The sequence below is a fragment of the Sphingobium sp. Ant17 genome (assembly GCF_000588875.1).
Classification (GTDB): Bacteria; Pseudomonadota; Alphaproteobacteria; order Sphingomonadales; family Sphingomonadaceae; genus Sphingobium.
This window is the reverse complement of record NZ_JEMV01000003.1, coordinates 117,675-140,520: the sequence shown is the minus strand read 5'-3', so window position 1 is coordinate 140,520 and position 22,846 is coordinate 117,675. Positions and strand designations below refer to the sequence as shown.

Below are 22,846 nucleotides of genomic sequence, written 5' to 3'. Positions count from 1 at the left end.
CGCCGCCACCGCCATAGCCGCCACCCTGACCGCCGCCGCCGCCCGGCGCGCCATCCAGCATCGTGAGTACCGAGCCCAAACCCTGAAGCACGACTTCAGTGGAATAGCGGTCGTTACCCGACTGGTCCTGCCATTTGCGGGTGCGCAACTGGCCTTCGATATACACCTTGCTGCCCTTGCGCAGGAAGCGTTCGGCAACGCCCACCAGACCCTCGGAGAAAATTGCGACCGTGTGCCATTCGGTACGCTCCTTCTTCTCTCCGGTCATCCGGTCCTTCCAGCTTTCGGACGTGGCGATGCGCAGGTTGCACACCTTGCCGCCATTCTGGAAGCTTTTGACCTCCGGGTCCGCGCCCAGATTGCCGACCAGAATGACCTTGTTGACAGACCCTGCCATGATTCCTCCGAATGCCTTGAAAGCGGCCCCTTATAGTCCCGCTGCGGTCGCGGTCCAGTAGGTGACGCCCGCCGCGACATAGGCAAGCGCAAACAAATAGCCGAGCATGAATAAGGGCCATTTCCAGCCATTGGTCTCGCGTCGCGTGACCGCAATCGTCGAAATGCACTGCGGCGCGAAGATGAACCAGGCAAGGAAGGCCAATGCGGTGGGCAGCGGCCACTGGTCCTTCAATCGGTCACCCAGGCTTTTTTCCAACAGCGCTTCGTCATCGCCGGCCTCGATCGAATAGACGGTGGCGAGCGCCGAGACGGCGACTTCGCGCGCTGCCATGGCCGGGATCAATGCCAGCGAAATGTCGCGGTTGAAGCCGATCGGTTCCAGCACGACATTCAGGCCGCTGGCGATGCGCCCGGCGATCGAGTGATCGACCTGGCTGACCGCACTGCCGTCCGGCACTTTGGGGAAGGACAGCAGCAACCAGAGGATTACGGTGGAGGCGAAGATGATCGTGCCCGCGCGCTTGAGGAACGTCATCGCCCGCTGCCATAGGCCAAGCAGGATATCCTGCGCGCGCGGCCATTGATATTTGGGCATTTCCATCAGAAAGCCGCCGCTTGCGCCCTTGGTCACGGTCATCCGCAGGATCAGCGCCACCAGCATCGCGCCGATGATCCCGGCGACATAGAGGCAGAAGAGGACGAAGCCCTGCAACCCCACGCCCGGCAGCACGTCGCGCGCGGGGATGAAGGCCCCGATGATCACGGCATAGACCGGCAGACGCGCTGAACAGGTCATCAGCGGCGCGATGAGGATCGTCGTCAGCCGATCGCGCGGGTCGGCGATCGTCCGCGTCGCCATGATGCCGGGAATCGCACAGGCGAAGGAGGAGAGCAGGGGAATGAAGGCGCGGCCCGACAGCCCGACCCTGGCCATGATGCCATCCATCAGGAAGGCGGCGCGGACCATATAGCCGGTCGCCTCCAGCATCAGGATGAAGAAGAAGAGGATGAGAATCTGCGGCAGGAACACCACCACCGATCCGACGCCATTGATGACGCCATCGACCAGGAAGGAGCGGATGATGCCATCTGGTAGCGCGTCGCGCACGGCGCTGGCGGCGGCCTCCGCTACTCCCTCAATCATTGCGATCGGCGCTTCGGACCAGGCATAGACCGCCTGGAACATCACGAACAGCAAGGCGAGCAGCAGTATCAGGCCGAAGACCGGATGCAGCGCGACCCGATCGACCGCCGCTGTGAGGCGACGCGAGGGGGTTTCGCGCACGATCCCGGCGCGGGCGATGCGCCGCGCTTCGGCGCGCAACGTGTCGAAATCGCGGTCGGGTGCTGCGGCACGCACCGCGCGGCCTTCGCCCAGCATCTCGCCTAGCGCTTCACGCAGATGATCGAGCCCGCGCTTGCGCACTGCGACGGTGGCGATCACGGGCACGCCCAGTTCGCGCGACAGGGTCGCCGCATCCAGTTCCAACCCGTCGCGGGTGGCGAGATCGACCATATTCAGCGCCACGATCGTCGGCAGGCCGAGCGCGATCAGCTCCAGCGCGAACCGCAGATGATTGTCGAGATTGGTGGCATCGACCACGATCACCAGCGCGTCGGGGCGTTTTTCGCCCACCTGCTTGCCCATGACCACATCGCGGGTCACCTGTTCGTCGGGGCTGCCGGGATCAAGGCTGTAGGTGCCGGGCAGATCGACCAGTTCGATCGGGCGACCATCGCTGAGCGAAAGACGGCCCGCCTTGCGCTCCACGGTGACACCAGGATAATTGCCCAGCTTCTGCCGCGCGCCGGTCAGCGCATTGAACAGCGCGCTTTTGCCCGCATTGGGGTTGCCGACCAGCGCGACCAGCGGCAGCGCGCTCATGCGGCCATGTCCTGATCGAGACTGTCCGGGCCGGTACGGACCGTGACCGCAGCGGCATGGCTGCGACGCATGGCGATGGTCATGCGACCGACCTTGCAGGCGATCGGTCCACGCCCGAAAATGCCGCCCCGGTGCAGTGCCTCGACACTCGCGCCTTCGCACAGGCCGAACTCGCGCAGACGCTGGCCTTCGGAAGGCGACAGGGCGGACCAGTCGATCAGGTCAACATAAGCAGGCTGGCGCAGCGGCAGGTCGGTCAGGCGCACGGTAATGGATACTCTCAGCAGGATTGCTGCGAGTGACTATCAATACCGATTGGGAAAGGCCAGCGCGAATCGCGCGTGGCTTAGATCGCGGGGTAACGCAGCCGCCCGACGAAGCGCGCGAGGCTGAGCCGTTCGCCACCGCCGACGCCTTTTATCTTGGCCTTGAGCTTTTCAAAGCGCATCACGCCTTCGATCCGCCGGGCGAGGAAGGCGCGGCTGTCGGCATGGCCGTCACTGGCGTCATCGACGAACACCAGCAGCGTGGCGGCATAGACGCCGGCCAGCGTCATCCGCTTGGTATAATGGGCAAGGTCCGTGCTGGTATCGCCCGCTGCGCGCCACATGGCATCGGCCGCGCGCCAGCCCAGGCGGGCGGCCCGCGCGGCGTTGGTCGGCATGGCGAGGATCGCCAGCGCCCGGCGCAGCGCCTCGCGATCGGGCGCGACCAGGGCCAGCCGTGCTTCGACCAGTGCGATGATCTTCTTGCGGATCGACAGCGCGTCCAGCGTTTCGGGCGGCAGCGCATCGAGCATCGCCGCATCGATGCTGGCGAACCAGGCGTCGATCATGTCGACCGGGCCGTCGGCGAAGGCGAGCGCGGCGATATCCGCATCCACGCCCTTTTCCGCCGCCGCCATCATCACGGCCTCCTTGCGCCATCCGTCGAAGGCGGCGTGGCGGGCCAGCACAGGGGCCAGAAGATCGCGGATTTCGTCGAGGGTCATGTCCTGGGTCATGCTCCCAATCTAGGCGCGCGCAGGCAGTCGCACAAGCACCAGCGCCGCGCCAACTGCAACCGTTCCTACCATGTCGGTGATGCTGAGCCATTCGCCGAACATCACCCAGCCCAGCAGCACCGACACGGCGGGTTGCAGCAACAGGCTCAACCCCAATATCAGCGGCGAAAACCAGCCGATCGCGTAGGTGAGCAGCCCCTGCCCGATCAACTGGCTGGACAGAGCGAGGATCAGCAGCGGGGTCCAGTTGCCGGGCATGATGCGTTCGCCCAACCACAGCGCGCAGAGAAGCAGGGTCGGCGCGCTCGCCACGCTCGACACCGCCAGCACCGACCAGCTGTCGAGCCGCCCGCGCGCGCGCTGGATGATCAGGATATAGGCGGTGTAAAGGATGCCCGCGAGCAGGCAGAGCAGATCGCCGCGCAGGTTGACCGGCGAGAGGTCGTAGCTGCCCCCCATCAACACTAGCGCGCCCACGCCCGCCAGCAACAGCGCGATCGCCTGGATCCTAGTTGGCCGCTGGCGCAGCACCAGCAGCGCCCAGGCCGGGAGCAGCAGCGCGCTCATATTGCCGAAGAGGGTCGCGTTGGCGACTTTGGTATGGATGATGCCCAGATGCCAAGCGGCCAGATCGCCCGCAAACACCACCCCCGCCAACAGCATCACGCCCCATTCGCCGCGCGTCGGCGGGGTACGTTTCAGACGCGGGATCGCCAACAACAAAAGAACGGGCAGCGCCAGCGTTAGCCGCCAGAAGGCCGCCGCCACCGGGCCGACATCGGCCAACCGCACCATTACCGGGCCGAGCGACAGCATGATGTTGGCCAGGATCAGCGCCGGAAAGGCGAGGCGCGGTATGTTCATCGGGGGTGTGGGGGTTGAACTGGCCATCGCGGCTCCCTAGCTGGCTTTCACACCCAAGTCCCGTTGCAAATTGCAACCTTGAAAGTTCGGGAGATTCCATGACCAGCCTGTTCGACCCTATTCAGATCGGCGCGATTGACGCACCTAGTCGTATCCTGATGGCACCGCTCACCCGTGGCCGTGCCACCCGCGACCATGTGCCCACCCCCATCATGGTGGACTATTATCGTCAGCGCGCAGGAGCGGGCCTGATCATCAGCGAAGCCACCGGTGTTTCGCGCCAGGGTCTTGGCTGGCCCTTTGCCCCCGGCATCTGGTCCGACGAGCAGGTGACGGCTTGGCAGCCCGTTACGCAGGCCGTGCATGATGCAGGCGGACGGATCATCGTCCAGCTCTGGCATATGGGGCGGCAGGTCCATTCGAGCGTGACCGGCGAACAGCCCGTATCGTCCAGCGCCACCGCGACCGCTGGCGATGCCCACACCTATGAAGGCAAGAAGCCGTTCGAGACAGCCCGGCCGCTGGCCATCGAGGAAATTCCCGCGCTGATCGAAACCTATGTCCGTGCTGCCCATAACGCGATTCGCGCCGGGTTTGACGGGGTGCAGATCCATGCCGCGAACGGCTATCTGATCGACCAGTTCCTGCGCGACAATGCCAATTTCCGCGATGATGATTATGGCGGTAGCGTCGAGAACCGCGTTCGCTTACTGCGCGAAGTCACCCAGGCAGTGGTCGATGCGATCGGCGCGGACAGGGTGTCGGTACGCCTGTCCCCCAATGGCGATAGCCAGGGCGTGAACGATAGCGACCCGGCACCATTGTTCGCTTATGCGGCCGATGTCCTGAATGCGATCGGCATCGCCTCGCTTGAACTGCGCGAGCCGGGACCGAACGGCACCTTCGGCTCTACGGACGTGCCACGCCAGTCGCCGCTGATCCGTCAGCATTTCAAGGGGCCGCTGATCCTGAACAGCGATTATGACAAGGATCGGGCGCAGGCCGATCTCGACAGCGGCCTTGCCGATGCGATCAGCTTTGGTCGTCCCTTCATGGCCAATCCCGATCTGGTCGAGCGTCTGCGCGACGATGCGCCGCTGAACCCGCTACAGCCTATGCCGACCTGGTATGGTCCCGGCGAGGCTGGCTATACCGACTACCCGACGCTGGAGGCGGTCGCTCCCACCGCCTGATCGGGTCATAGTCGGCCGGAACGTCTCCCCCTCCGGCCGACTATCATATTTTCAGATCGCGAACTTAGATCGCGAACTTCTGGCGCAGGCCGAGCATGGCGATCGCTGCCTTGGCCGCCTCGCCGCCCTTGTCCTTTTCCGTCATCTTGGCGCGGGTCAAAGCCTGCGCCTCATTTTCCACGGTCAATATGCCGTTGCCGATCGGGATACCGTCCATCGACAAGGCCATCAGGCCGCGCGCGCTTTCGTTCGACACGACTTCGAAATGATAGGTTTCGCCGCGGATCACCACGCCGATGGCGATGAAGCCGTCATAGCGCCCCGTTTCCGCCGCCAGCGCCACCGCGCCTGGAATCTCCAGCGCGCCCGGCACCGTCACCACCTCATATTTATGCCCCTCGTCATCGAGCGCGGCGGTCGCACCCTCGATCAGCAGGTCGTTGAGATGGTCGTAGAAGCGGGCTTCGACGATCAGGAATTTGGCCATGATAAATCCTTATAGTTCGATGGGCTTATGACCGACGACGGCCAGGTCATAACCGTCCAGCGCGACCAGGCTATGCTGACTGTTGGACAGCAATACCATGTCATGCACGCCAAGATCCGCCAGGATCTGCGCGCCCACGCCATAGTCGCGCAGTTCATCCATGCCGCTGGTAAGCGATCCGGCCTGATGCTGGAGCAGGCGGCTGAGCAGGTCGTTCTCTTCGGTCCGGCCCGCCAGAATGACCACGATGCCGCTGCCCGCGCGTCCGATGATCTCCATCGATTTGGCCAGCAATGCGCCGCGCGGTCCTTCCATGCCGAACATATCGCACAGCGGCGACAATTGATGCATCCGCACCAACGTCGGCTCGTCGGGATCGACCTTGCCCTTTTGCAGCACGATCTGCTCGGTATGGGTCGCCTTGTTGTAGAAAGTGATCGCCTTCCATGCGCCACCCCATTTGCTGGTGAAATTCGCTTCCGCGCGACGCTCCACCATATGGTCATGGCGGCGGCGATAGGCGATCAAGTCGCGGATCGTGCCGATCTTCATCTTATGCTTCTGGGCGAAGGGGATGAGGTCGTCGAGGCGCGCCATGGTGCCATCGTCCTTCATCACTTCGCAGATGACGCCCGATGGATTGAGGCCCGCCAGTCGCGCGACGTCAACGGCCGCTTCAGTATGGCCGGTGCGGACCAGCACGCCGCCATCCTTGGCCACCAGCGGAAAGACATGGCCCGGCGTCACGATGTCTGCCTTGCCCTTCGACCCGTCGATCGCGACCGATACGGTGCGTGCGCGGTCGGCGGCGCTGATGCCGGTGGTCACGCCTTCGCGCGCTTCGATCGATACGGTGAAGGCGGTTTCGTGGCGGGTGCCATTGTTGCGGCTCATGAGGCTGAGGCCCAGTTCCTCGACCCGCGTCTTGGTCAGCGCCAGGCAGATCAGGCCGCGCCCATGGGTGGCCATGAAATTGATCGCGTCGGGCGTCGCCATTTGCGCGGGAATGACCAGATCGCCCTCATTTTCGCGATCCTCGTCATCTACCAGGATGAACATGCGGCCATTGCGGGCTTCGTTGATGATCTCTTCCGGCGAGGCGAGCGCGGTGCCGCCCTCGCGTTTCAGCAGATAGGCTTCCAGCTTGCCCAGCGTGTCGGCGGTCGGGTTCCAATCGCCCTCACCCAGCTTGCGCAAGGAATTGGCGTGGAGACCGGCGGCGCGGGCCAGGCCGGAACGGGACATGCCGCCGTCGGTGACGAGACGGCGAACGGTATCGAGAAGTGCGGACGACATGGAAAACGACTCCTGCCTGGAAAGGACTAGAGCGGTATATCACATTGCAATGTGATTATTACAAGTCACAATCACATTACGCGATTACGAAGCTTTGCATCCGATCGAGATAGCGCGCCAGCACGTCGATCTCCAGATTGAAGCTGCGCCCTTCGACCAGAGAGTCGAGCGTGGTTTGCGCGGCGGTGTGCGGAATGATGTTGAGGCCGAAATGGACGCTGCCATCCGCCTGGTCTTCGACGCTGTTCACGGTCAGCGAAATGCCGTCGAGCGTGATCGACCCCTTGGCCGCCAGGGCAGCCGCCAATGTGGCGGGCGCGGCGATGACCAAGCGCATCGAATCGCCTTCGGGCGTCGCCGACACCAGATGGCCCACGCCATCGACATGGCCCGTGACGATATGCCCGCCCAGTTCGTCGCCGACCTTGAGCGCGCGTTCGAGGTTCAGCCGCCCCCCTTGCGCCCACAAGCCGGGCGCGGTGCGCGCTACCGTCTCAGCCGACAGGTCGACCGCGAACCAGTCCGGCCCCTTCTCCACCACCGTCAGGCATGCGCCCGAACAGGCGATCGACGCGCCGATCGCCACGCTGTCCATGGCATAGCCGCTGCCGATGACCAGCCGCAGGTCGCCGCGCTGCTCCGCGCTGCGGATAGTGCCGATGTCGGTGATGATGCCGGTGAACATGCGTCCTGATCCATCTATTAAGGCCTGTGCCTTGGCCTCTAAGCGCTCCGAACCACCTCGTAAACCTCAAGTCCGTCAGCGCCCAGTCGCCGCTCGTCGATCAACCGCCAGCGGCCATGCGCCTGGTTCAAATCGCTCAGTCCGATGTCGCCGACGCTCGCCAGACCGTTGCCAATGAGGATGGGCGCACGATAGAGCAGCAGCCGATCGACCAGGTCGGCGCGCAGGAAGGCCGCTGCCGTCCCCGCGCCGCCCTCGACCAGCAGATGGTCGACCCGGTCGAGCGCCGCAATCTCTTCTGGCGCGCCGACCCGTTCCCAACCCTCCGGCGCTTCACCCCGGCTCAGCAACACCCGGCGCGGCGACCGATCCGCCAGGCCCGCCATCCGCACATCCAGTTTCGGCGCGTCCGCCCGCAGCGTGCCGCCGCCCACCAAAATCGCATCATGCCGCGCCCGCTCCATATGCGCGTGGGCGCGGGCTTGCGGCCCCGTGATCCATCGGCTGGAACCATCGGCCAGTGCGATTTGCCCGTCCAGCGAGAGGCCAAGCTTGAGCGTCACATGCGGCCGCCCCAGTGTTTGGCCCAACACGAACCCCGCCATAGCCCGCGCGGCTTCTTCTGCCATCAGGCCCATTTCGACCGCGATGCCCCGTTCGCGCAACCAGGCCGCCCCCTGTCCATCAGTGCGCGGATCGGGATCGCGCAGCGCGATCACCACGCGCGCCACGCCTGCGCGTGCCAGCAGGTCGGCGCAGCGCGGCCCGCGCGGGGACAGATGAAAACAGGGTTCCAGCGTTACATAGCAGCAAGCGCCATGCGCCCGGTCGAGCGCCTGTTCCAGCGCCTGCGCCTCGGCATGGGGCCGCCCGCCCTTCTGCGTCCAGCCGCGCCCGACGACCTGGCCGTCCCGCACGATAATGCAGCCGACATTGGGATTGGGGGTGGAAAGCCCGCGTCCGCGCCGCGAGAGTGCGATGGCGGCGGCCATGAAGCGCCGGTCAGTCGCCGGATCGGCTATCGGCACGGGCACGGTCAGGGCTGTTGCGCTTCTTCAGCTTGCTTGGCCTTGGCCAGCCGTTCGTCCAGCATCGCGTTGATCCGCGTCAGCGCTTCCTTGCGCTTGGCGCTGTTGCGCGCGGCGTCCTCGCGCCATTCGATTCCGACCATGTCCGCGACCTTCTGCATGTCCTTCTGACTGCGCGAAAGCGCCACTTCATAGCGGGCGATGTCCATCTTCTGCTGCAGGATCACGGCCGCGTCAGACCGGTTGGCGTCCCAGCTTTTGACATAGATGATCTTGTTGCGGGTCGGCATCGTGTTAGTGTTGCCATCAACAATGAACGCCCAGATGATGACATAGGTGATCGCGGCCGACAGACCCAGCAACGGCCATTTATGCGGCCGGTTTTCGCGAAAATAGCCCCACAGATCATTGGCTGCTCTTTTGGGGGAAACGGGACGGGGAAATATCGCCATATCGTCCATATAGGCCAGCCTGCACCAGGATGCAAAAGGCTCGATCATGCGGAACGAAAAATGGACCCGCCTCCTCCTGTCGGTCGAACCTACAGGAGGAGGCGCAAGCCCGTAGCCGCAGCCTCTATCGATCCGTCAGCGTGAACCGCACGGTCAACACCTTGGTCGTCGCCACCGCCACGCCATCGCGCGTCGCCGGACGGAAGCGCCATTTGCGCAGCGCGTGCCGCTCCGTCGCAAGCCAGAAACTCTCATCGCTGGCGGCAATGCGGGCAATATTGGTCACACGGCCCTGCGCATTGATCGTGACCCGCACCGTCACGCTGCCCTCCATTCCCTGGCGGATCATCGCGCCGGGATAGTCGGGCTGGAATGCCGGGAGCGCGCGTGGGTCGATCGCCGCCTCGACCATCACAGGCTCGCGCGGCGGGTCGGCGGGCGGCAGGATGATGGCGGTGGCGGGGCCGGGATCGATGCTATCGCCCGATCCAGTGCCGCCGGTAAGGATGGAATCGCCCTGGCTCAACGGCACGATCGGATCGACTGCGGTCGGGCGCTGCTCTGTCTGCCGGGTCGGCACTCGCTTTGTGGTCGTCGGCTCGGTCTGTTCGGGCGGGGGCGGATCGGCCAGCGGAACGTTGGTGGTAATCAGCGGCGGCGGCGTGAACACCTCGTTGATCATCTCCTGCGGGATCATCAGCCAGACACCGATCGCCAGCACATGGACCGCAATTGCGCCACCGATGCCGAACGGCGACCCCTTGCCGCCCTGATAGCCTGAAGGCGCGGCCATTGCCGCCTCTGTTCGTTGGTTGCCCGTCGCTTGAATCGCCAATTTGCGCATCGCTCGACTCCTCTCCTCACCGCCCGCCTTTGGACGGATCATGCAATGTTACATCATATTTCTATGATATGTTGCAACATTATTTTATTGAGTCGCTGGAGAAGCTGTTGGGACGCGTTAAAATGCCATGTCGATGGCATGCAGGATCAGCCCGACCAGGCCGCCGACCAGCGTGCCGTTGATGCGGATATATTGCAGGTCGCGGCCAACCGCGCCTTCCAGGCGGTTGGTGATGGTGCCCGCGTCCCAGCCGCGCACCGTGTCGCTGACCAGCCGCACGATCGCATCGCCATAGGTCGCGGTCGCACCCACGGCCCCGCGCCGCACGAAGCGATTGATGACCAGCCGCAGCCGTGCATCCTCCTGCAAGGTGCCGCCCAGCTGGCGTAGCGCCTCCCCCAGCCGCCCGGCCATCGCCTTGCCGGGATCACGCACCGCGCGCAGCAACCCGCCCCGCGCCTGCTCCCACAGCCCGTCGATCCAGCGCTGCATGGCGGGATTGTCGAGTATCTCGTCGCGAATCTTCGCTGCCTTGGCCTGCGTTTCCAGGTCAAATTGCAGGTCGAAGGCCAGTTTCGCCATCCCCTCCTCCGCCTTCAATCGCAAGTCGTGGCCCGGATCGTCCGCCATTTCGGCAAGCATCTTGCGCAGTCCGTCGATGATCGCATTGGCCAGATTTTCGTCCAGCCCGGTCCAGCGCAGCACCGAACCCGCCTTGTCATGCACCATCTGGCGGATCAGGTGGTCATTGGCTTCCAGCGTCTTGTCGGCCCAGTGGATGATGCCGTCCATGACCGGCGTGTGGCGGCCGTCGCGCATCGCCGCCTCGATCGCCTGACCGATCAGCGGGCCGACATTGATACCGCGCAGCCGCTGGCCGATCGCGCCCTTAACCATGCCGCCCAGTCGTTCCTGGTCCAGCGCTTCGAGCATGTCGGCGATCAGGCGCGAGGCACCCGCGCGCAAGCGTCCGTCACCCGCAGAGGGACTGGCGAGGAAGCGGCCTGCCGCCGATGCCACATCCATCGTCCGCATCCGCCGTGCGACGACCGCAGGGGTGAGGAAGTTATCGCGCAGGAAGACCGCCAGCGTATCGCCGATCCGGTCCTTGTTGCGCGGAATGATGGCGGTGTGGGGGATGGGCAGGCCCAGCGGATGACGAAATAGCGCCGTCACCGCGAACCAGTCGGCCAGACCGCCGACCATCGCCGCTTCGGCAAAGGCCTGCACGAAGCCGATGGCGGGATGGATATGGACCGTCGCCCGCGCCACGATGAATATCGCCGCCATGACCAGCAGCATGGCGGTCGCGAACATCCGCATGCGCCGTGCGGGATTGGGCAGGGTGTCACCGGTCGACCGGGAGGCGCGAAGCAATGTCATGGCTGCTTAACGGTTACGCCGCCGTTTCGTTCAGGCAAAGCCCTAATCCGCCCGCCTATTCGGCGGGCAGGGCCACTCCCTTGTCATCACCCTTCTTGTAGGTCATCAACCCCCGGCTCAGGCGCGGCCCGACCCAGCTTTCGAGCGCGACGGCCAGGCTGAAGGTCGCAGGCACGATCACCAGCGTCAGCACGGTCGACAACAGCAGGCCGCCGATCACGGTGATGCCCATCGGCGCGCGCCAGGCTCCATCGCCCGACAGCGACAGAGCAGTCGGCACCATCCCCGCCACCATCGCCACCGTCGTCATCACGATCGGCTGCGCGCGCTTATGCCCGGCGTCCACGATCGCCTCGAACTTGGGCACACCTTTGTCCATTTCCTCCAGCGCGAAGTCGATGACCAAGATCGAGTTTTTGGCGACGATGCCAAGCAGCATCAGCAGACCGATGAACACCGGCATCGACAAGGGCTGGCCTGCAACATGCAGGGCGAGCGCACCACCCAGCGGCGCGAGCAGCAGTGACCCCAGATTGACGAACGGTGGCATGATCCGTTTGTAGAGTAGCGTCAGCACCGCCAGCACGAGCAAGATGCCCGACGCCACCGCTATGGCGAAGTTGGTCAGCATTTCCGCCTGCCATTTGGCGTCGCCCGCGCTGATCTTCTGCACGCCCTGGACGCGACCTTCGTTGATCGCTTTCATCAGCGGCAGGGCGTTCAGCTTTTTGGTCGCCTCGCTCGTCACGATGCCCGGTGCCAGATCAGCCCCCACCACGATGCGACGGATCTGGTTGTAGCGGCGGATTTGCGTCGGCCCGGCGCCGAAGGTGATGTCAGCGACGACCTTGAGCGGCACCGATCCGCCATTGACGGTGGGCACGGGCATATTTTCGATCGTGCCGAGATCCTTGCGGCTTTCTTCCGCCACGGCGACACGGATCGGAATCTGCCGGTCGGCAAGCGAGAAACGGGCGCTGTTCTGGTCAATGTCGCCGATCGTGGCGATGCGGATCGACTGGCTGAGCGCCGCTGTCGTAACACCCAGACTCGCGGCCAGGTCGAGTCGCGGCCGGATGATGATTTCCGGCCGTTGCATATCGCCTTGCACACGGGGTGCGCGCAGTTCGGGGACACGCGCCATTTCGGCCACCAACTGGTTGGCTACCTGTTCCAGCTTCACCGGATCGTCCGATCCGAACATCAAGATGATATCACGGCCAAAGCCGCCACCCGACTGCGACTGGAAATTCACCCGCGCGTCCGCGATCGTCTGGAATTTGGGCGCAGTCTTGCGTTCCCATTCGACCGAAGACATCGGTCGATCCTTCTTGAGCGTTAGGAAGATATCGGCACCGGTCGTTTCGATATCGGCAAAGGCAGCATCGACCACCTTCGTATCGGCCGCCAGCATGTCCGCGACCTTGCGCGTGATCGCCGTCGTCTGTGCCAGGGTGCTGCCCGGCACGGTTTCGATCTTCACCTGGCTGAAATCGGTGTTGGTCGTGGGCTGGAAGGTCATGGGCAGCGTGGCGAACGCGATGATCGTCGCGATGAAAGCCAGCGCGCCAAAGCCCACGGTCCACATCCGATGGTCAAGGAATATGGCCGTGAACCGCCGCCAGCCGCCGCGCGCGCGATGCGCGATGGCACCGCGTTCGTCCAAGGACCAGCGCAACACGCTCATATAGCGGTCCATCATCCAGCCTTCGCCATGGCTTTCCTCGCCATGCGCCTTCAGGAAATAGGCCGCGATCAAGGGCGTGATCAGACGCGCGACAGCCAGGCTCATCAGTACGGCAACCACCACGGTCATGCCGAACTGAATGAAGAACTGACCCGAAATGCCTGGCATCAGCGCCACCGGCAGGAACACCGCGACGATCGCCATGGTGGTCGCCAACACGGCCAGGCCAATCTCGTCGGCCGCGTCGATCGACGCCTGATAGGCGCTTTTGCCCATGCGCATATGGCGCACGATATTTTCGATTTCCACGATCGCGTCATCGACCAGGACGCCCGCGACCAGGCTGAGCGCCAGCAGCGAGATGCCATTGAGCGTGAAGCCCATCATGTCCATGAACCAGAAGGTCGGGATCGCCGACAGCGGGATCGCCAACGCCGATATCATCGTCGCCCGCCAATCGCGCAGGAACAGGAAGACGATGACGACCGCCAGCACCGCGCCCTCGATCATCGCGGCCATGGCCGAATGATATTGCTCCTTAGTATAATCGACGCTGGTATAAAGCTGCTTGTAGGCGACCTTGGGGTTTTCCTTGCGCAGCTTGTCCAGCTCCACCATCGCATCGTCATAGACAGTGACGTCGGAAGATCCCTTGGCCTTTTCCAGGCTGAAACTCGTCACCTGCCTCCCGTTCATCAACGCCAGGCTGCGCTGTTCGGCATACATGTCGCGCACGGTGGCAATGTCGGCCAGCTTGACGGTGCGGCCACCGGTGATGGCGATCTGCGTCGCGCCCAGGTCGCGGGCATTGCGCGCATTGCCCAGCACGCGGATCGACTGTTCGGCTCCCGCGATTTCGGTGCGGCCTCCTGCGGCGTTCAGATTCACCTGATTAAGCTGGCTGTTCACCTGCGCAGCGGTAATGCCGAACGCCTGGAGCTTGGCAGGGTCCAGGATGACGCGGATTTCCCGGCTGACGCCGCCGCCGCGATTGACCGCGGCCATGCCACTGACCGACAATAAACGCTTGGCGACCGTATTGTCGACATACCAGGACAGCTCCTCCAACGTCATGTCGGTCGCTTCGGCGCTGAAATAGGCGATCGGCCCGCCGTCGATGTCGATGCGGGTGACCTGCGGCTCCAAAATGCCATCGGGCAGGTCGCTGCGGATCTGGTCGACGGCATTTTTGACGTCATTGACAGCGCGATCGACCGGGGTGCCGATCTGGAACTGGACGTTGGTCAGCGACTGGCCTTCGGATGCGAAGGACGTGATTTCGTCCACACCGCTGATGCCGCGAACCGCCGCCTCGATCCGCTGGGTGACCTGTGTTTCCAGCTCGGTCGGCGCAGCGCCCGGCTGGCTGACGATCACACTGACTGCCGGAAAGCTGATATCGGGGTTATTGTTGACGTCCATCCGCGTGAAACTGACGATCCCCGCCAGCAGCAAGGCGGCGAACATCACCAATGGCGTCACCGGATTACGGATCGCCCAAGCGGATATATTGCGAAAACTCATGACGGGCTTTCCCTCGCCGGACGGATAGCCGTCCCTTCCAAATCCATCCAGCGCAGGCCGCGACGCGGCCCCGCCAGCCCTAACTGCCCTTGATCGCTTCCGGCTTGACCTTCTGCCCCGGCGTCAGAAACGCACCGGCCGATGTCACGATCTTTTCCGTGCCCGTAATGCCGCCGGTCACCGCAACACCTGCATCCGATACCTGACCGACGGTCACGTCGCGCCGTTCGACCATATTCTTGCCGTTGACGACATAGACATAATTACCCTTGGGGTCGCTCTGCACCGCCGATTCCGGCAGCAGCGGCGCAGTCCCAGACCCGCTGGTGATCGTCACCGCGGCAAAACCGCCGGGCCGGATCGCGGGATTATAAGGAATGGCAACGCGCGCGATACCCTGCCGCGCGGTCGGATCGACCACCGGAGACACTTGCCACACGCGTCCGGCGAACTGCTCCTTACCGCCGATCGGCGTCACCACCGCACTGTTACCGGGGCGCAACGTCGCAAGGTCGCCTTCGGCCACCTGCGCCTGCAATTCCATCTCGCCATCCTTGGCCATGCGGAACAGGACGCCGCTGCCTGAGCCGACTATCTGGCCCGGTTCGACCGCGCGGGTCAGGATCAGCCCCTTGGCCGGCGCACGAATGTCCAGCCGCCCGGTGCGGGCGCGTTGTTCGGCCAATTGCGCGGCTGCGACATTGACGCGCGCCTGCGCCGCATCCCGCGTCGCGGTGCGTTGATCAATGTCGGCAGCACTGATGAAACCACGCCCGACCAGCGCCTTGGCGCGATCGAGCTGCGCCTGCGCCAGCTTGGCATCGGCGCGCGCCACTTCGACCTGAGCGGCGAGCGAGCGGACCTGTTCGACCTGAACCGATCGCTCGATGGTCGCGAGCGACTGACCCGCGCGCACCCAGTCGCCCGGCTGCACCAGCACGCGGCTGACCATCCCGCCTTCGCCGATCACGCCGACCGGCATTTCAACGCGCGCCGCGAGCGACCCCGTGGCCGTCACAGTGTGCGCCACGGTTGATTGACCGGGGCTGGTCACCGTCACGACAGGCACCTGCGCCGTTACGGTAGGCGCAGCCGCGTCGCCGCCGCGCATGGCCATCCATATGGCTATCGCAACCAGAACCAGCGCGATCATGCCGCCCATGATCAACAGCCTCTTGCGTCGCTGCGCGATTCGTCGTCGCCAAGGACAACCGATGAGTCGCTCAAGACCTGGGTTTCGTAATTCATGCCGATTCCATCTTTCCGGCCTTCGCCATCCAGCGACTGTGTTATATGAATATATCACCTGCCTCAACCCCCAATATCACGGCGCTGGGCGCGAGGGCAAAGCGATAATGCGTCCGAAAAGGGCACGGTGGATCGGGGGTGGCGGTTCGTTGCATGTTTATATCATATTGCCAAAATAGTCTGGCTGGACGCAATGTCGGCGGGCGCAGGGAATGGGAGAGGAGCACGCCATGGAATTGCTGGGATGGATCGTCATCGGCCTGCTGGCCGGTGCTCTTGCGAAGTTGATCATGCCGGGCCGCGATCCGGGTGGCTGCATCGTCACCATATTGTTGGGCATAGCCGGTGCGCTGCTGGCGGGCTTTCTCGGCCGACTTGCTGGCTTTTATGCGCCAGGCCAAAGCGCCGGGTTCATCGCCGCCGTGTTGGGCGCGATTGTCATTTTGATCTTGTATCGGTTTTTCGCTGGTCGCGATAGCCGCCCGACCAAGCGATGGCAGGTAAAAAAAGGGCCGCGCTTCGTAAGAAACGCGGCCCTTTTGGGCAGATGGTCTGGATGGGCGCGTTAGCGCACCGATCCGCGACGCACCAGGTTGATGATCGCCAGCAGAATGATGGCACCGACCAGCGACACCAGGAAGCTGTAAAGCGTTACGCCATCATTGATGGAACCGCCACTGAAGACCAGCCCGCCGATGAAAGCGCCGACGATGCCGACCACGATGTTGAGCAGGATGCCCTGCTGTGCGTCAGTGCGCATGACCATGCTGGCGAGCCAGCCGACAACGCCACCGATGATAAGCCACAGAATGATGCCCATGATAATCTCCTTGAACCACGCCCCCTGCGGTTGGTAGCTGTTCAACGGGGCACAAGGCATCTCGTTCCATCGCACAAAAATGATTCCGCCCCTGCAACCATCGCGGCTTTGCGCCGTTGGAGCGCGCCCGACAGCGCTCGCGAAAAGGGCCGCCGGAGCGATGCCCCGGCGGCCCTTGCCAATCCTGTCCCATCATAGGGCGAGGATTCAATATTTCTGCTGCCGCTCGTAGAGAGACTTATAATATTGAATACGCGTGACGCGCAGCCCGTGCATGCCCGACCGATCGACCGCGCGTTGCCAGCCGGCAAACTCTTCCAGCGTCAGATTATAGCGAGCGCAGGCTTCATCGACGCTCAGCAGACCACCATTGACGGCAGCGACCACCTCGGCCTTGCGCCGCACCACCCACCGCGTCGTGTCCGCAGGCGGCAGGCTATCCAGCGTCAGGGGCTCGCCGAGCGGCCCGACGACCTGGGCAGGCTGATTTTCTGGTTCTCGATCATTCTTACCCTCAAATTGCGGCATGTGATGTTGCAAAATTCAACAGCTGCCCCCTGTTTGCGCTTCAGCCCTGAACATCGGCTAAAGCGCCACGGTAAACGCCATCTTCATCTTCCTTGCCCCCGGCTAGACGGCTCGCGACGAGCGGATTAAAACTTCCCGCGAGACGAACGGCCTCGATCATGCCGTCGGAACGTGGCGCAAAAACTTCCGCCAGTTCCTGGACCCAGTCGTCTTGCCCGCCCTGCCCCCGCAGGACGCCCGCCACCGCCTGCGCCGTCGGGCTGGCCGCCTGCGCGGCCGCACAGGCGGCTCGCAGGAACGGCCAGACCGGCATGCGCGGTCGGTCCAGGGCTCTGGCATGGGCGGGTTTAAGCCCGCTTGCCCGAAGGAAACTAAGGTCCATATCCTGCACCCTAAGGAACAATGGATAAGGGTCCGTAAACTCGGACCAACGCTTCGTCGCATCCCGGCGCAGCCTGTCGCACCACTCGCCACTGGCATGGCACGCGTAGCGGGCGTATAGGCGCGGCCATGCAGCCCGAATTTCAGTTGACCCAGCCGCTCGATGCGCGGCGCATCGTCGTCGCCATGTCGGGCGGCGTGGACTCCTCCGTCGTCGCCGCGCTCGCAGCGAAGACCGGCGCGGAGGTCATCGGCGTCACGCTCCAGCTCTACGATCATGGCGCGGCGGTCGGCCGCACCGGCAGTTGTTGCGCGGGGCAGGACATACGCGACGCGCGCGCCGTCGCCGACCGTATCGGCATCGCCCATTATGTGTTCGATTATGAAAGCCGCTTTCGCGACTCCGTCATCGCCGACTTCGCCGACGAATATATGGCCGGACGCACCCCCATCCCCTGCGTGAAATGCAATATGGGGGTAAAATTCACCGACCTGTTCCAGATTGCGCGCGACCTGGGCGCCGATTGCCTCGCCACCGGCCATTATGTCCGTCGGGTGGAAGGGCCGCAGGGCGCGGAGTTGCACCGCGCCGCAGACCCGGCGCGCGACCAGAGCTATTTCCTCTTCGCCACCACACAGGCGCAGCTTGATTATCTACGCTTTCCGCTCGGTGGATTACCCAAACCTATAGTCCGTGAAATCGCCGCCGAACTGGGGTTGGCTGTCGCGCTCAAGCCCGATAGCCAGGACATCTGCTTCGTGCCCGACGGCGATTATACCAAGATCGTGCGCAAGCTGCGCCCCGACGCGGATGAGGGCGGCGACATCGTCCATGTCGATGGCCGCGTGCTGGGCCAGCACAAGGGGATGATCCATTACACCGTCGGCCAGCGCAAGGGGCTGGAGATAGGCGGCCAGCCCGATCCGCTCTACGTCATCCGCCTGGATGCGTCGGCCAAGCGCGTGATGGTGGGACCAAAGGCAGCGCTAGCGGTATCAGGCGCGACCCTCACCGACATCAACTGGCTGGGCCGCGACTTTGCCGGGCCGTTGACCGCCAAGGTACGATCGATGGCGAAACCCGTGCCCGCGCGGCTGGTGGACGGGCAACTCTTGTTCGACGCGCCGGAATATGGCGTCGCGCCGGGACAGGCGGCAGTACTCTATGATGGCGACCAGGTGCTAGGCGGCGGCTGGATCGAAAGCACGCAGAGCGCGATGGCGGAGGTGGTTTAACCGCCACCCACTCCGTCATGCCGGGCTTGACCCGGCATCCCGCTTTTCTTCGTGAGCCACAGAAGAAGCGGGATCCCGGCTTTCGCCGGGATGACGGTTGAAAGGTGCCGTTTGAGGCAAGCTTACCGCAGAGCCGAGCATCTGCAACCTCTGCTATCGTCGCCCCCAAATCCTTGCCCTCCCCCCCGCGCCCGGCTAAGGCCCGCGCGTCATGACTCGCACCCTCACCTTCGCCATTCCCAAGGGCCGCATCCTCGATGAAGCGCTGCCCTTGCTCGCCAAAGCCGGTATCGAGCCGGAGGCGGAGTTTCATGACAAGAAAAGCCGGGCGCTGCGCTTCGCCACCAACCGCCCCGACGTGTCGATTATCCGCGTGCGCGCGTTCGATGTCGCCACCTTCGTCGCCCATGGCGCGGCGCAGATCGGCATCGTCGGATCGGACGTGGTGGAAGAGTTCGACTATTCCGAACTTTACGCGCCGGTGGACCTCGACATAGGCCATTGCCGCCTGTCGGTTGCCCAGCCCGCCGACGCCGCCGACGAAGATGAAGCCGCGATCAGCCATGTCCGCGTCGCGACCAAATATCCGCACCTGACGCGCCAATATTATGAAGCGCGCGGGCTGCAGGCGGAATGCGTTAAGCTCAATGGCGCGATGGAACTGGCTCCGTCGCTCGGCTTGTCGCGCCGGATCGTCGATCTCGTCTCGTCGGGTGCGACGCTGAAGGCCAATGGCCTCGTCGAAACCGACATCATCATGCCGATTTCCGCCCGCCTGATCGTCAACCGCGCCGCCTTCAAGATGCGCTCGGCGGAATTGGCGCCGATGGTTGAGGCGTTTCGCAAGGCTGTGGGGGTGCGCGATGCGGCTTGAACCAAATATTATCCTCCCCGGCACGGGGAGGTGGCAGGGCGAAGCCCTGACGAAGGGGGCGGCGACCGGACCAAAGCGCCGATGCATGGGCGGGGGGTAATCCCCCTCCACCAGTTGCTTCGCAAGCGGTCCCCCTCCCCGTGCGGGGAGGATTTTACCTACCATGACCCAACGCCTAACCACCACCTCGCCCGACTTCGCCGCCGCTTTCACGACCTTGGTCGATGCGCGCCGCGAGGCTGACGAAGATGTCTCGCGCGATGTCACCGCGATCCTCAAGGCCGTGCGCGCAGGTGGCGATACAGCGCTGGCGGACTATACCCAGCGCTTCGACCGCCACGACCTGAACGTCAGCGGCTGGGCGGTCACGCCTGCCGAATGCCGCGCCGCGCTCGATGGCATTTCCACCACCCTGCGCGACGCGCTCGAACTCGCCGCCGCGCGCATCACCACCTACCATGAAAAGCAGCGTCCGGTGGACAGCGACGGCGTGGACAGCGCGGGCGTGCGCCTCGGCGCGCGTTGGAGCGCGGTCGATGCAGCGGGGCTTTACGTCCCCGGCGGTCGCGCCGCCTATCCCAGTTCGCTGCTGATGAACGTCATCCCCGCCAAGGTCGCGGGCGTGCAGCGCATCGCAATGGTCACACCAACCCCCAATGGCGAGATCAACCCGCTTGTCCTCGCCGCCGCGCAGATTGCGGGGATCGAGGAAATCTGGCGCGTCGGCGGGGCGCAGGCCGTCGCCGCGCTTGCCTACGGCACGGACCGGATCGCGCCCGTGGATGTCATCACCGGCCCCGGCAATGCCTGGGTCGCCGAGGCCAAGCGGCAATTGTACGGCGTGGTCGGCATCGACATGGTCGCAGGCCCATCGGAAATCCTGGTCGTCGCCGACGCCAAAAATGATCCCGATTGGATCGCCGCCGACCTGCTAAGCCAGTCCGAACATGACCCGACAAGCCAGTCCATCCTCTTCACCGACGATGCCGCCTTCGCCGATGCGGTGGAACAGGCCGTGCAGCGCCGCCTGCCGCTACTCTCGACCCAGGCCGTGGCGACCACAAGCTGGGCCGCCAATGGCGCGATCATCGTCGTGCGCGATTTTGAAGAGGCGATGCCGCTGGTCAACCGACTGGCTGCCGAACATCTCGAACTGGCGGTGGACGATCCCGATGCGCTGTTCGCCAAGGTCCGCCATGCGGGCTCGGTATTCCTCGGCCGCATGACGCCCGAAGCGGTCGGCGATTATGTCGCTGGGCCGAACCACGTCTTGCCGACCGGCCGCCGGGCGCGCTTCTCGTCGGGGCTGTCGGTGCTGGATTTCATGAAGCGCACCAGCTTCCTCAGCCTAGATCAGTCGTCGATCGGCGCGATCGGCCCTGCGGCGGTCGCGCTGGCAGAAGCGGAAGGCTTGCCCGCCCATGCCGCATCCGTATCCCTTCGCTTACCATAAATTCCGTTCGCCCTGAGCGAAGTCGAAGGGCTGGGCAGAGCCGAAGGCGAAGCCGCTTCGCTTCGCTCAGCGGAGGGCTTCGACAAGCTCAGCCCGAACGGCTAAGGAATAGATTATGAACGAACGATCCAAATCCCGCTCCGCCGCGCGCCTTGCCGCGGTCCAGGCGCTCTACCAGCTCGAAATGGAGGGCACGCCGCTCCACATCCTGCTGCATGAATTTCACACCCATCGCCTCGGCGCGACGATTGAGGATGTGACCTATGCTCCGGCCGAACAGTCGTTTTTCGACGATGTCGTGTCCGGCGTGGACAAGCGCCGCGATGAAATCGACGCGCTGATCGCCGCCCGCCTGTCGAGCGGCTGGAGCCTCGATCGGCTCGACAAGCCGATGCGCCAGATATTGCGCGCGGGCACCTATGAACTGCTCGCCCGCGCCGATGTCGGCACTGGCACGGTCATCAGCGAATATGTCGATGTTGCCCACGCCTTTTACGACAAGCGCGAATCGGGTTTCGTCAACGGCCTGCTTGACGGCGTGGCCAAGGATGTAAGGAAATAGCCACCCCATGCGTTCGGGCTGAGCCTGTCGAAGCCCTGCACTTTCTTCAAAGAAGAACGGCCCTTCGACAAGCTCAGGGCGAACGGAGGATGGAGCATGAGCCAGGAATCCCGCTTCCTCACCCTGCTACGCCTGTTGGCGAACGACCCAGCCGCGCAGGGATTGATGGATGATGTCGCGATCCTGCCCGTCGGCGACATCCGCCTGATCCTGACCAGCGATACGATGGTCGAGGGCGTGCATTATCTTCCCACCGATCCGCCCGCCGATGTCGGCTGGAAACTCGCCGCCGTGAACCTGTCCGACCTGGCGGCAAAAGGCGCGCGGCCGATCGGCTGCCTGCTCAACTATGCGTTGTCGGGCGACGAGGCCTGGGACGCGGCCTTCGTCGCGGGGCTGGGCGAAGCGCTCGACCGCTACGCCATGCCACTGCTCGGCGGCGATACCGTCGCCATGCCGACCGCCAGCGCGCGCAGCTACAGCCTCACCGCAATCGGACAAGCGACCGGCCCAATCCCCACCCGGAACGGTGCACAGCCGGGCGATATCCTCTACGTCACCGGCTCGGTCGGCGATGCGGGCATCGGCCTCGACCTCGCCCGTACCGACCCCACCGCTTCCGGCCCGCTGGTCGATGCCTATCGCCGCCCGCGCCCGCGCCTTTCCGAAGGCACGCTGCTCGCCCACCACGCCAGCGCCATGATGGACCTGTCGGACGGCCTGCTGATCGATGCGCAGCGCATGGGGCAGGCCAGCGGTGTCGCGGTCACCATCGACCATATCCCCCTTTCTCCGGCACTGGAAAAAGCGCGCGGGGCCAGCACGGCGGTTCAGATCGCCGCCGCGCGCGCGGGCGATGATTATGAACTGCTTTTCACGATGGCGCGTGGCAAGCACCCCCCGGTGCGGGCCATTCCGGTCGGCCATGTCAGCGCGGGCGCAGGGCTCACCCTGATGATCGACGGCACCATCGTGCCGCTACCCGACCGGCTCGGCTGGGAACATGGCTGACTG

General features: G+C 64.3%; 21 protein-coding genes and 3 pseudogenes. 7 read left to right on the top strand and 17 right to left on the bottom strand.

What is annotated here, in order from left to right; genetic code table 11:
* From ssb to BF95_RS03020, 5 genes are all read right to left on the bottom strand, one after another.
* The coding region (ssb, locus tag BF95_RS03040) for a single-stranded DNA-binding protein (protein ID WP_043149257.1) at nt 1-397 on the bottom strand (397 nt) is incomplete at its 3' end.
* 30 nt (nt 398-427) lie between these two features.
* Nucleotides 428-2,284, bottom strand: a complete 1,857-nt coding sequence (gene feoB, locus BF95_RS03035) for a ferrous iron transporter B (protein ID WP_043149255.1) — start codon at nt 2,282-2,284, stop codon at nt 428-430.
* Nucleotides 2,281-2,550 carry a FeoA family protein gene (locus BF95_RS03030; RefSeq protein WP_043149252.1) on the bottom strand — a complete coding sequence of 90 codons (270 nt, stop codon included), beginning with the start codon at nt 2,548-2,550 and terminating at the stop codon, nt 2,281-2,283. The genes feoB and BF95_RS03030 overlap by 4 nt, the downstream gene beginning before the upstream one ends.
* Before the next feature lie 80 nt (nt 2,551-2,630).
* Entirely contained in the window at nt 2,631-3,275 is a 645-nt protein-coding gene (locus tag BF95_RS03025) for a COQ9 family protein (RefSeq protein WP_051519826.1), read from the bottom strand.
* 21 nt (nt 3,276-3,296) lie between these two features.
* Nucleotides 3,297-4,178 (bottom strand): DMT family transporter, encoded by an 882-nt coding sequence (locus BF95_RS03020; RefSeq protein WP_043149249.1) that lies wholly within the window; start codon nt 4,176-4,178, stop codon nt 3,297-3,299.
* A gap of 71 nt (nt 4,179-4,249) precedes the next feature.
* On the opposite strand from BF95_RS03020, the gene BF95_RS03015 reads away from it, so the two are divergent.
* Nucleotides 4,250-5,344, top strand: a complete 1,095-nt coding sequence (locus BF95_RS03015) for an alkene reductase (RefSeq protein WP_043149247.1) — start codon at nt 4,250-4,252, stop codon at nt 5,342-5,344.
* A gap of 64 nt (nt 5,345-5,408) precedes the next feature.
* Here the strand turns inward: BF95_RS03015 and ribH are convergent, their stop codons facing one another.
* The 9 genes and pseudogenes from ribH to BF95_RS02970 form a co-directional block, all read right to left on the bottom strand.
* On the bottom strand, nt 5,409-5,831 hold the full coding sequence (ribH, locus tag BF95_RS03010) for a 6,7-dimethyl-8-ribityllumazine synthase (protein ID WP_043149246.1): 423 nt from the start codon (nt 5,829-5,831) through the stop codon (nt 5,409-5,411).
* A gap of 9 nt (nt 5,832-5,840) precedes the next feature.
* Nucleotides 5,841-7,127, bottom strand: coding sequence for a 3,4-dihydroxy-2-butanone-4-phosphate synthase (ribB, locus tag BF95_RS03005; protein WP_043149244.1), 1,287 nt, complete (start codon nt 7,125-7,127; stop codon nt 5,841-5,843).
* A gap of 76 nt (nt 7,128-7,203) precedes the next feature.
* Complete coding sequence (locus BF95_RS03000; RefSeq protein WP_043149243.1) at nt 7,204-7,812, bottom strand: riboflavin synthase; 609 nt, start codon at nt 7,810-7,812, stop codon at nt 7,204-7,206.
* 38 nt (nt 7,813-7,850) lie between these two features.
* Nucleotides 7,851-8,846 carry a bifunctional diaminohydroxyphosphoribosylaminopyrimidine deaminase/5-amino-6-(5-phosphoribosylamino)uracil reductase RibD gene (gene ribD, locus BF95_RS02995; RefSeq protein WP_268747137.1) on the bottom strand — a complete coding sequence of 332 codons (996 nt, stop codon included), beginning with the start codon at nt 8,844-8,846 and terminating at the stop codon, nt 7,851-7,853.
* A gap of 2 nt (nt 8,847-8,848) precedes the next feature.
* Nucleotides 8,849-9,301 (bottom strand): hypothetical protein, encoded by a 453-nt coding sequence (locus BF95_RS02990; protein WP_051519825.1) that lies wholly within the window; start codon nt 9,299-9,301, stop codon nt 8,849-8,851.
* 115 nt (nt 9,302-9,416) lie between these two features.
* Complete coding sequence (locus BF95_RS02985) at nt 9,417-10,136, bottom strand: energy transducer TonB (RefSeq protein ID WP_043149283.1); 720 nt, start codon at nt 10,134-10,136, stop codon at nt 9,417-9,419.
* A 117-nt stretch (nt 10,137-10,253) separates the two neighbouring features.
* Entirely contained in the window at nt 10,254-11,519 is a 1,266-nt protein-coding gene (locus BF95_RS02980; protein WP_043149241.1) for a DUF445 domain-containing protein, read from the bottom strand.
* Nucleotides 11,520-11,574: 55 nt separating this feature from the next.
* A complete protein-coding gene (locus tag BF95_RS02975) occupies nt 11,575-14,730 on the bottom strand; it encodes an efflux RND transporter permease subunit (protein ID WP_043149240.1) in 3,156 nt (1,051 codons plus the stop codon).
* 79 nt (nt 14,731-14,809) lie between these two features.
* Nucleotides 14,810-15,978, bottom strand: a pseudogene (locus tag BF95_RS02970) (efflux RND transporter periplasmic adaptor subunit).
* 230 nt (nt 15,979-16,208) lie between these two features.
* Between BF95_RS02970 and BF95_RS02965 the strand changes: the two are divergent.
* Nucleotides 16,209-16,451 (top strand): annotated as a pseudogene (locus BF95_RS02965) (GlsB/YeaQ/YmgE family stress response membrane protein); the annotation flags it as partial.
* Nucleotides 16,452-16,543: 92 nt separating this feature from the next.
* Here BF95_RS02965 and BF95_RS02960 read toward each other — a convergent pair.
* From BF95_RS02960 to BF95_RS02950, 3 genes and pseudogenes are all read right to left on the bottom strand, one after another.
* A complete protein-coding gene (locus BF95_RS02960; RefSeq protein WP_043149280.1) occupies nt 16,544-16,798 on the bottom strand; it encodes a GlsB/YeaQ/YmgE family stress response membrane protein in 255 nt (84 codons plus the stop codon).
* Nucleotides 16,799-17,005: 207 nt separating this feature from the next.
* Nucleotides 17,006-17,304, bottom strand: a pseudogene (gene sciP, locus BF95_RS02955) (CtrA inhibitor SciP).
* A 62-nt stretch (nt 17,305-17,366) separates the two neighbouring features.
* The gene (locus BF95_RS02950) at nt 17,367-17,639 is read right to left on the bottom strand and encodes a hypothetical protein (protein WP_235209530.1); all 273 of its coding nucleotides are present in this window, start codon (nt 17,637-17,639) and stop codon (nt 17,367-17,369) included.
* 197 nt (nt 17,640-17,836) lie between these two features.
* On the opposite strand from BF95_RS02950, the gene mnmA reads away from it, so the two are divergent.
* The 5 genes from mnmA (at nt 17,837) to thiL (ending at nt 22,843) form a co-directional block, all read left to right on the top strand.
* Nucleotides 17,837-18,943 carry a tRNA 2-thiouridine(34) synthase MnmA gene (gene mnmA / locus BF95_RS02945; RefSeq protein WP_043149239.1) on the top strand — a complete coding sequence of 369 codons (1,107 nt, stop codon included), beginning with the start codon at nt 17,837-17,839 and terminating at the stop codon, nt 18,941-18,943.
* Nucleotides 18,944-19,154: 211 nt separating this feature from the next.
* Nucleotides 19,155-19,817, top strand: coding sequence for an ATP phosphoribosyltransferase (gene hisG / locus BF95_RS02940; protein WP_043149238.1), 663 nt, complete (start codon nt 19,155-19,157; stop codon nt 19,815-19,817).
* Nucleotides 19,818-19,980: 163 nt separating this feature from the next.
* Nucleotides 19,981-21,270, top strand: coding sequence for a histidinol dehydrogenase (gene hisD / locus BF95_RS02935; RefSeq protein ID WP_043149236.1), 1,290 nt, complete (start codon nt 19,981-19,983; stop codon nt 21,268-21,270).
* A gap of 115 nt (nt 21,271-21,385) precedes the next feature.
* Entirely contained in the window at nt 21,386-21,832 is a 447-nt protein-coding gene (gene nusB, locus BF95_RS02930; RefSeq protein ID WP_043149234.1) for a transcription antitermination factor NusB, read from the top strand.
* A 96-nt stretch (nt 21,833-21,928) separates the two neighbouring features.
* A complete protein-coding gene (thiL, locus tag BF95_RS02925) occupies nt 21,929-22,843 on the top strand; it encodes a thiamine-phosphate kinase (protein ID WP_043149233.1) in 915 nt (304 codons plus the stop codon).
* Nucleotides 22,844-22,846 lie beyond the last annotated feature (3 nt).

Excerpts from the sequence above, each read along its gene's own strand:
- BF95_RS02980 (WP_043149241.1), bottom strand. The coding sequence starts at position 11,519 with ATGACATTGCTTCGCGCCTCCCGGTCGACCGGTGACACCCTGCCCAAT.
- hisD (WP_043149236.1), top strand. The coding sequence starts at position 19,981 with ATGACCCAACGCCTAACCACCACCTCGCCCGACTTCGCCGCCGCTTTC.
- thiL (WP_043149233.1), top strand. The coding sequence starts at position 21,929 with ATGAGCCAGGAATCCCGCTTCCTCACCCTGCTACGCCTGTTGGCGAAC.
- nusB (WP_043149234.1), top strand. The coding sequence starts at position 21,386 with ATGAACGAACGATCCAAATCCCGCTCCGCCGCGCGCCTTGCCGCGGTC.
- BF95_RS03020 (WP_043149249.1), bottom strand. The coding sequence starts at position 4,178 with ATGGCCAGTTCAACCCCCACACCCCCGATGAACATACCGCGCCTCGCC.
- BF95_RS02950 (WP_235209530.1), bottom strand. The coding sequence starts at position 17,639 with ATGCCGGTCTGGCCGTTCCTGCGAGCCGCCTGTGCGGCCGCGCAGGCG.
- BF95_RS02960 (WP_043149280.1), bottom strand. The coding sequence starts at position 16,798 with ATGGGCATCATTCTGTGGCTTATCATCGGTGGCGTTGTCGGCTGGCTC.
- BF95_RS03025 (WP_051519826.1), bottom strand. The coding sequence starts at position 3,275 with ATGACCCTCGACGAAATCCGCGATCTTCTGGCCCCTGTGCTGGCCCGC.
- BF95_RS03015 (WP_043149247.1), top strand. The coding sequence starts at position 4,250 with ATGACCAGCCTGTTCGACCCTATTCAGATCGGCGCGATTGACGCACCT.
- BF95_RS02985 (WP_043149283.1), bottom strand. The coding sequence starts at position 10,136 with ATGCGCAAATTGGCGATTCAAGCGACGGGCAACCAACGAACAGAGGCG.
- feoB (WP_043149255.1), bottom strand. The coding sequence starts at position 2,284 with ATGAGCGCGCTGCCGCTGGTCGCGCTGGTCGGCAACCCCAATGCGGGC.
- ribB (WP_043149244.1), bottom strand. The coding sequence starts at position 7,127 with ATGTCGTCCGCACTTCTCGATACCGTTCGCCGTCTCGTCACCGACGGC.
- hisG (WP_043149238.1), top strand. The coding sequence starts at position 19,155 with ATGACTCGCACCCTCACCTTCGCCATTCCCAAGGGCCGCATCCTCGAT.
- BF95_RS02990 (WP_051519825.1), bottom strand. The coding sequence starts at position 9,301 with ATGGACGATATGGCGATATTTCCCCGTCCCGTTTCCCCCAAAAGAGCA.
- BF95_RS02975 (WP_043149240.1), bottom strand. The coding sequence starts at position 14,730 with ATGAGTTTTCGCAATATATCCGCTTGGGCGATCCGTAATCCGGTGACG.
- ribH (WP_043149246.1), bottom strand. The coding sequence starts at position 5,831 with ATGGCCAAATTCCTGATCGTCGAAGCCCGCTTCTACGACCATCTCAAC.
- mnmA (WP_043149239.1), top strand. The coding sequence starts at position 17,837 with ATGCAGCCCGAATTTCAGTTGACCCAGCCGCTCGATGCGCGGCGCATC.
- BF95_RS03000 (WP_043149243.1), bottom strand. The coding sequence starts at position 7,812 with ATGTTCACCGGCATCATCACCGACATCGGCACTATCCGCAGCGCGGAG.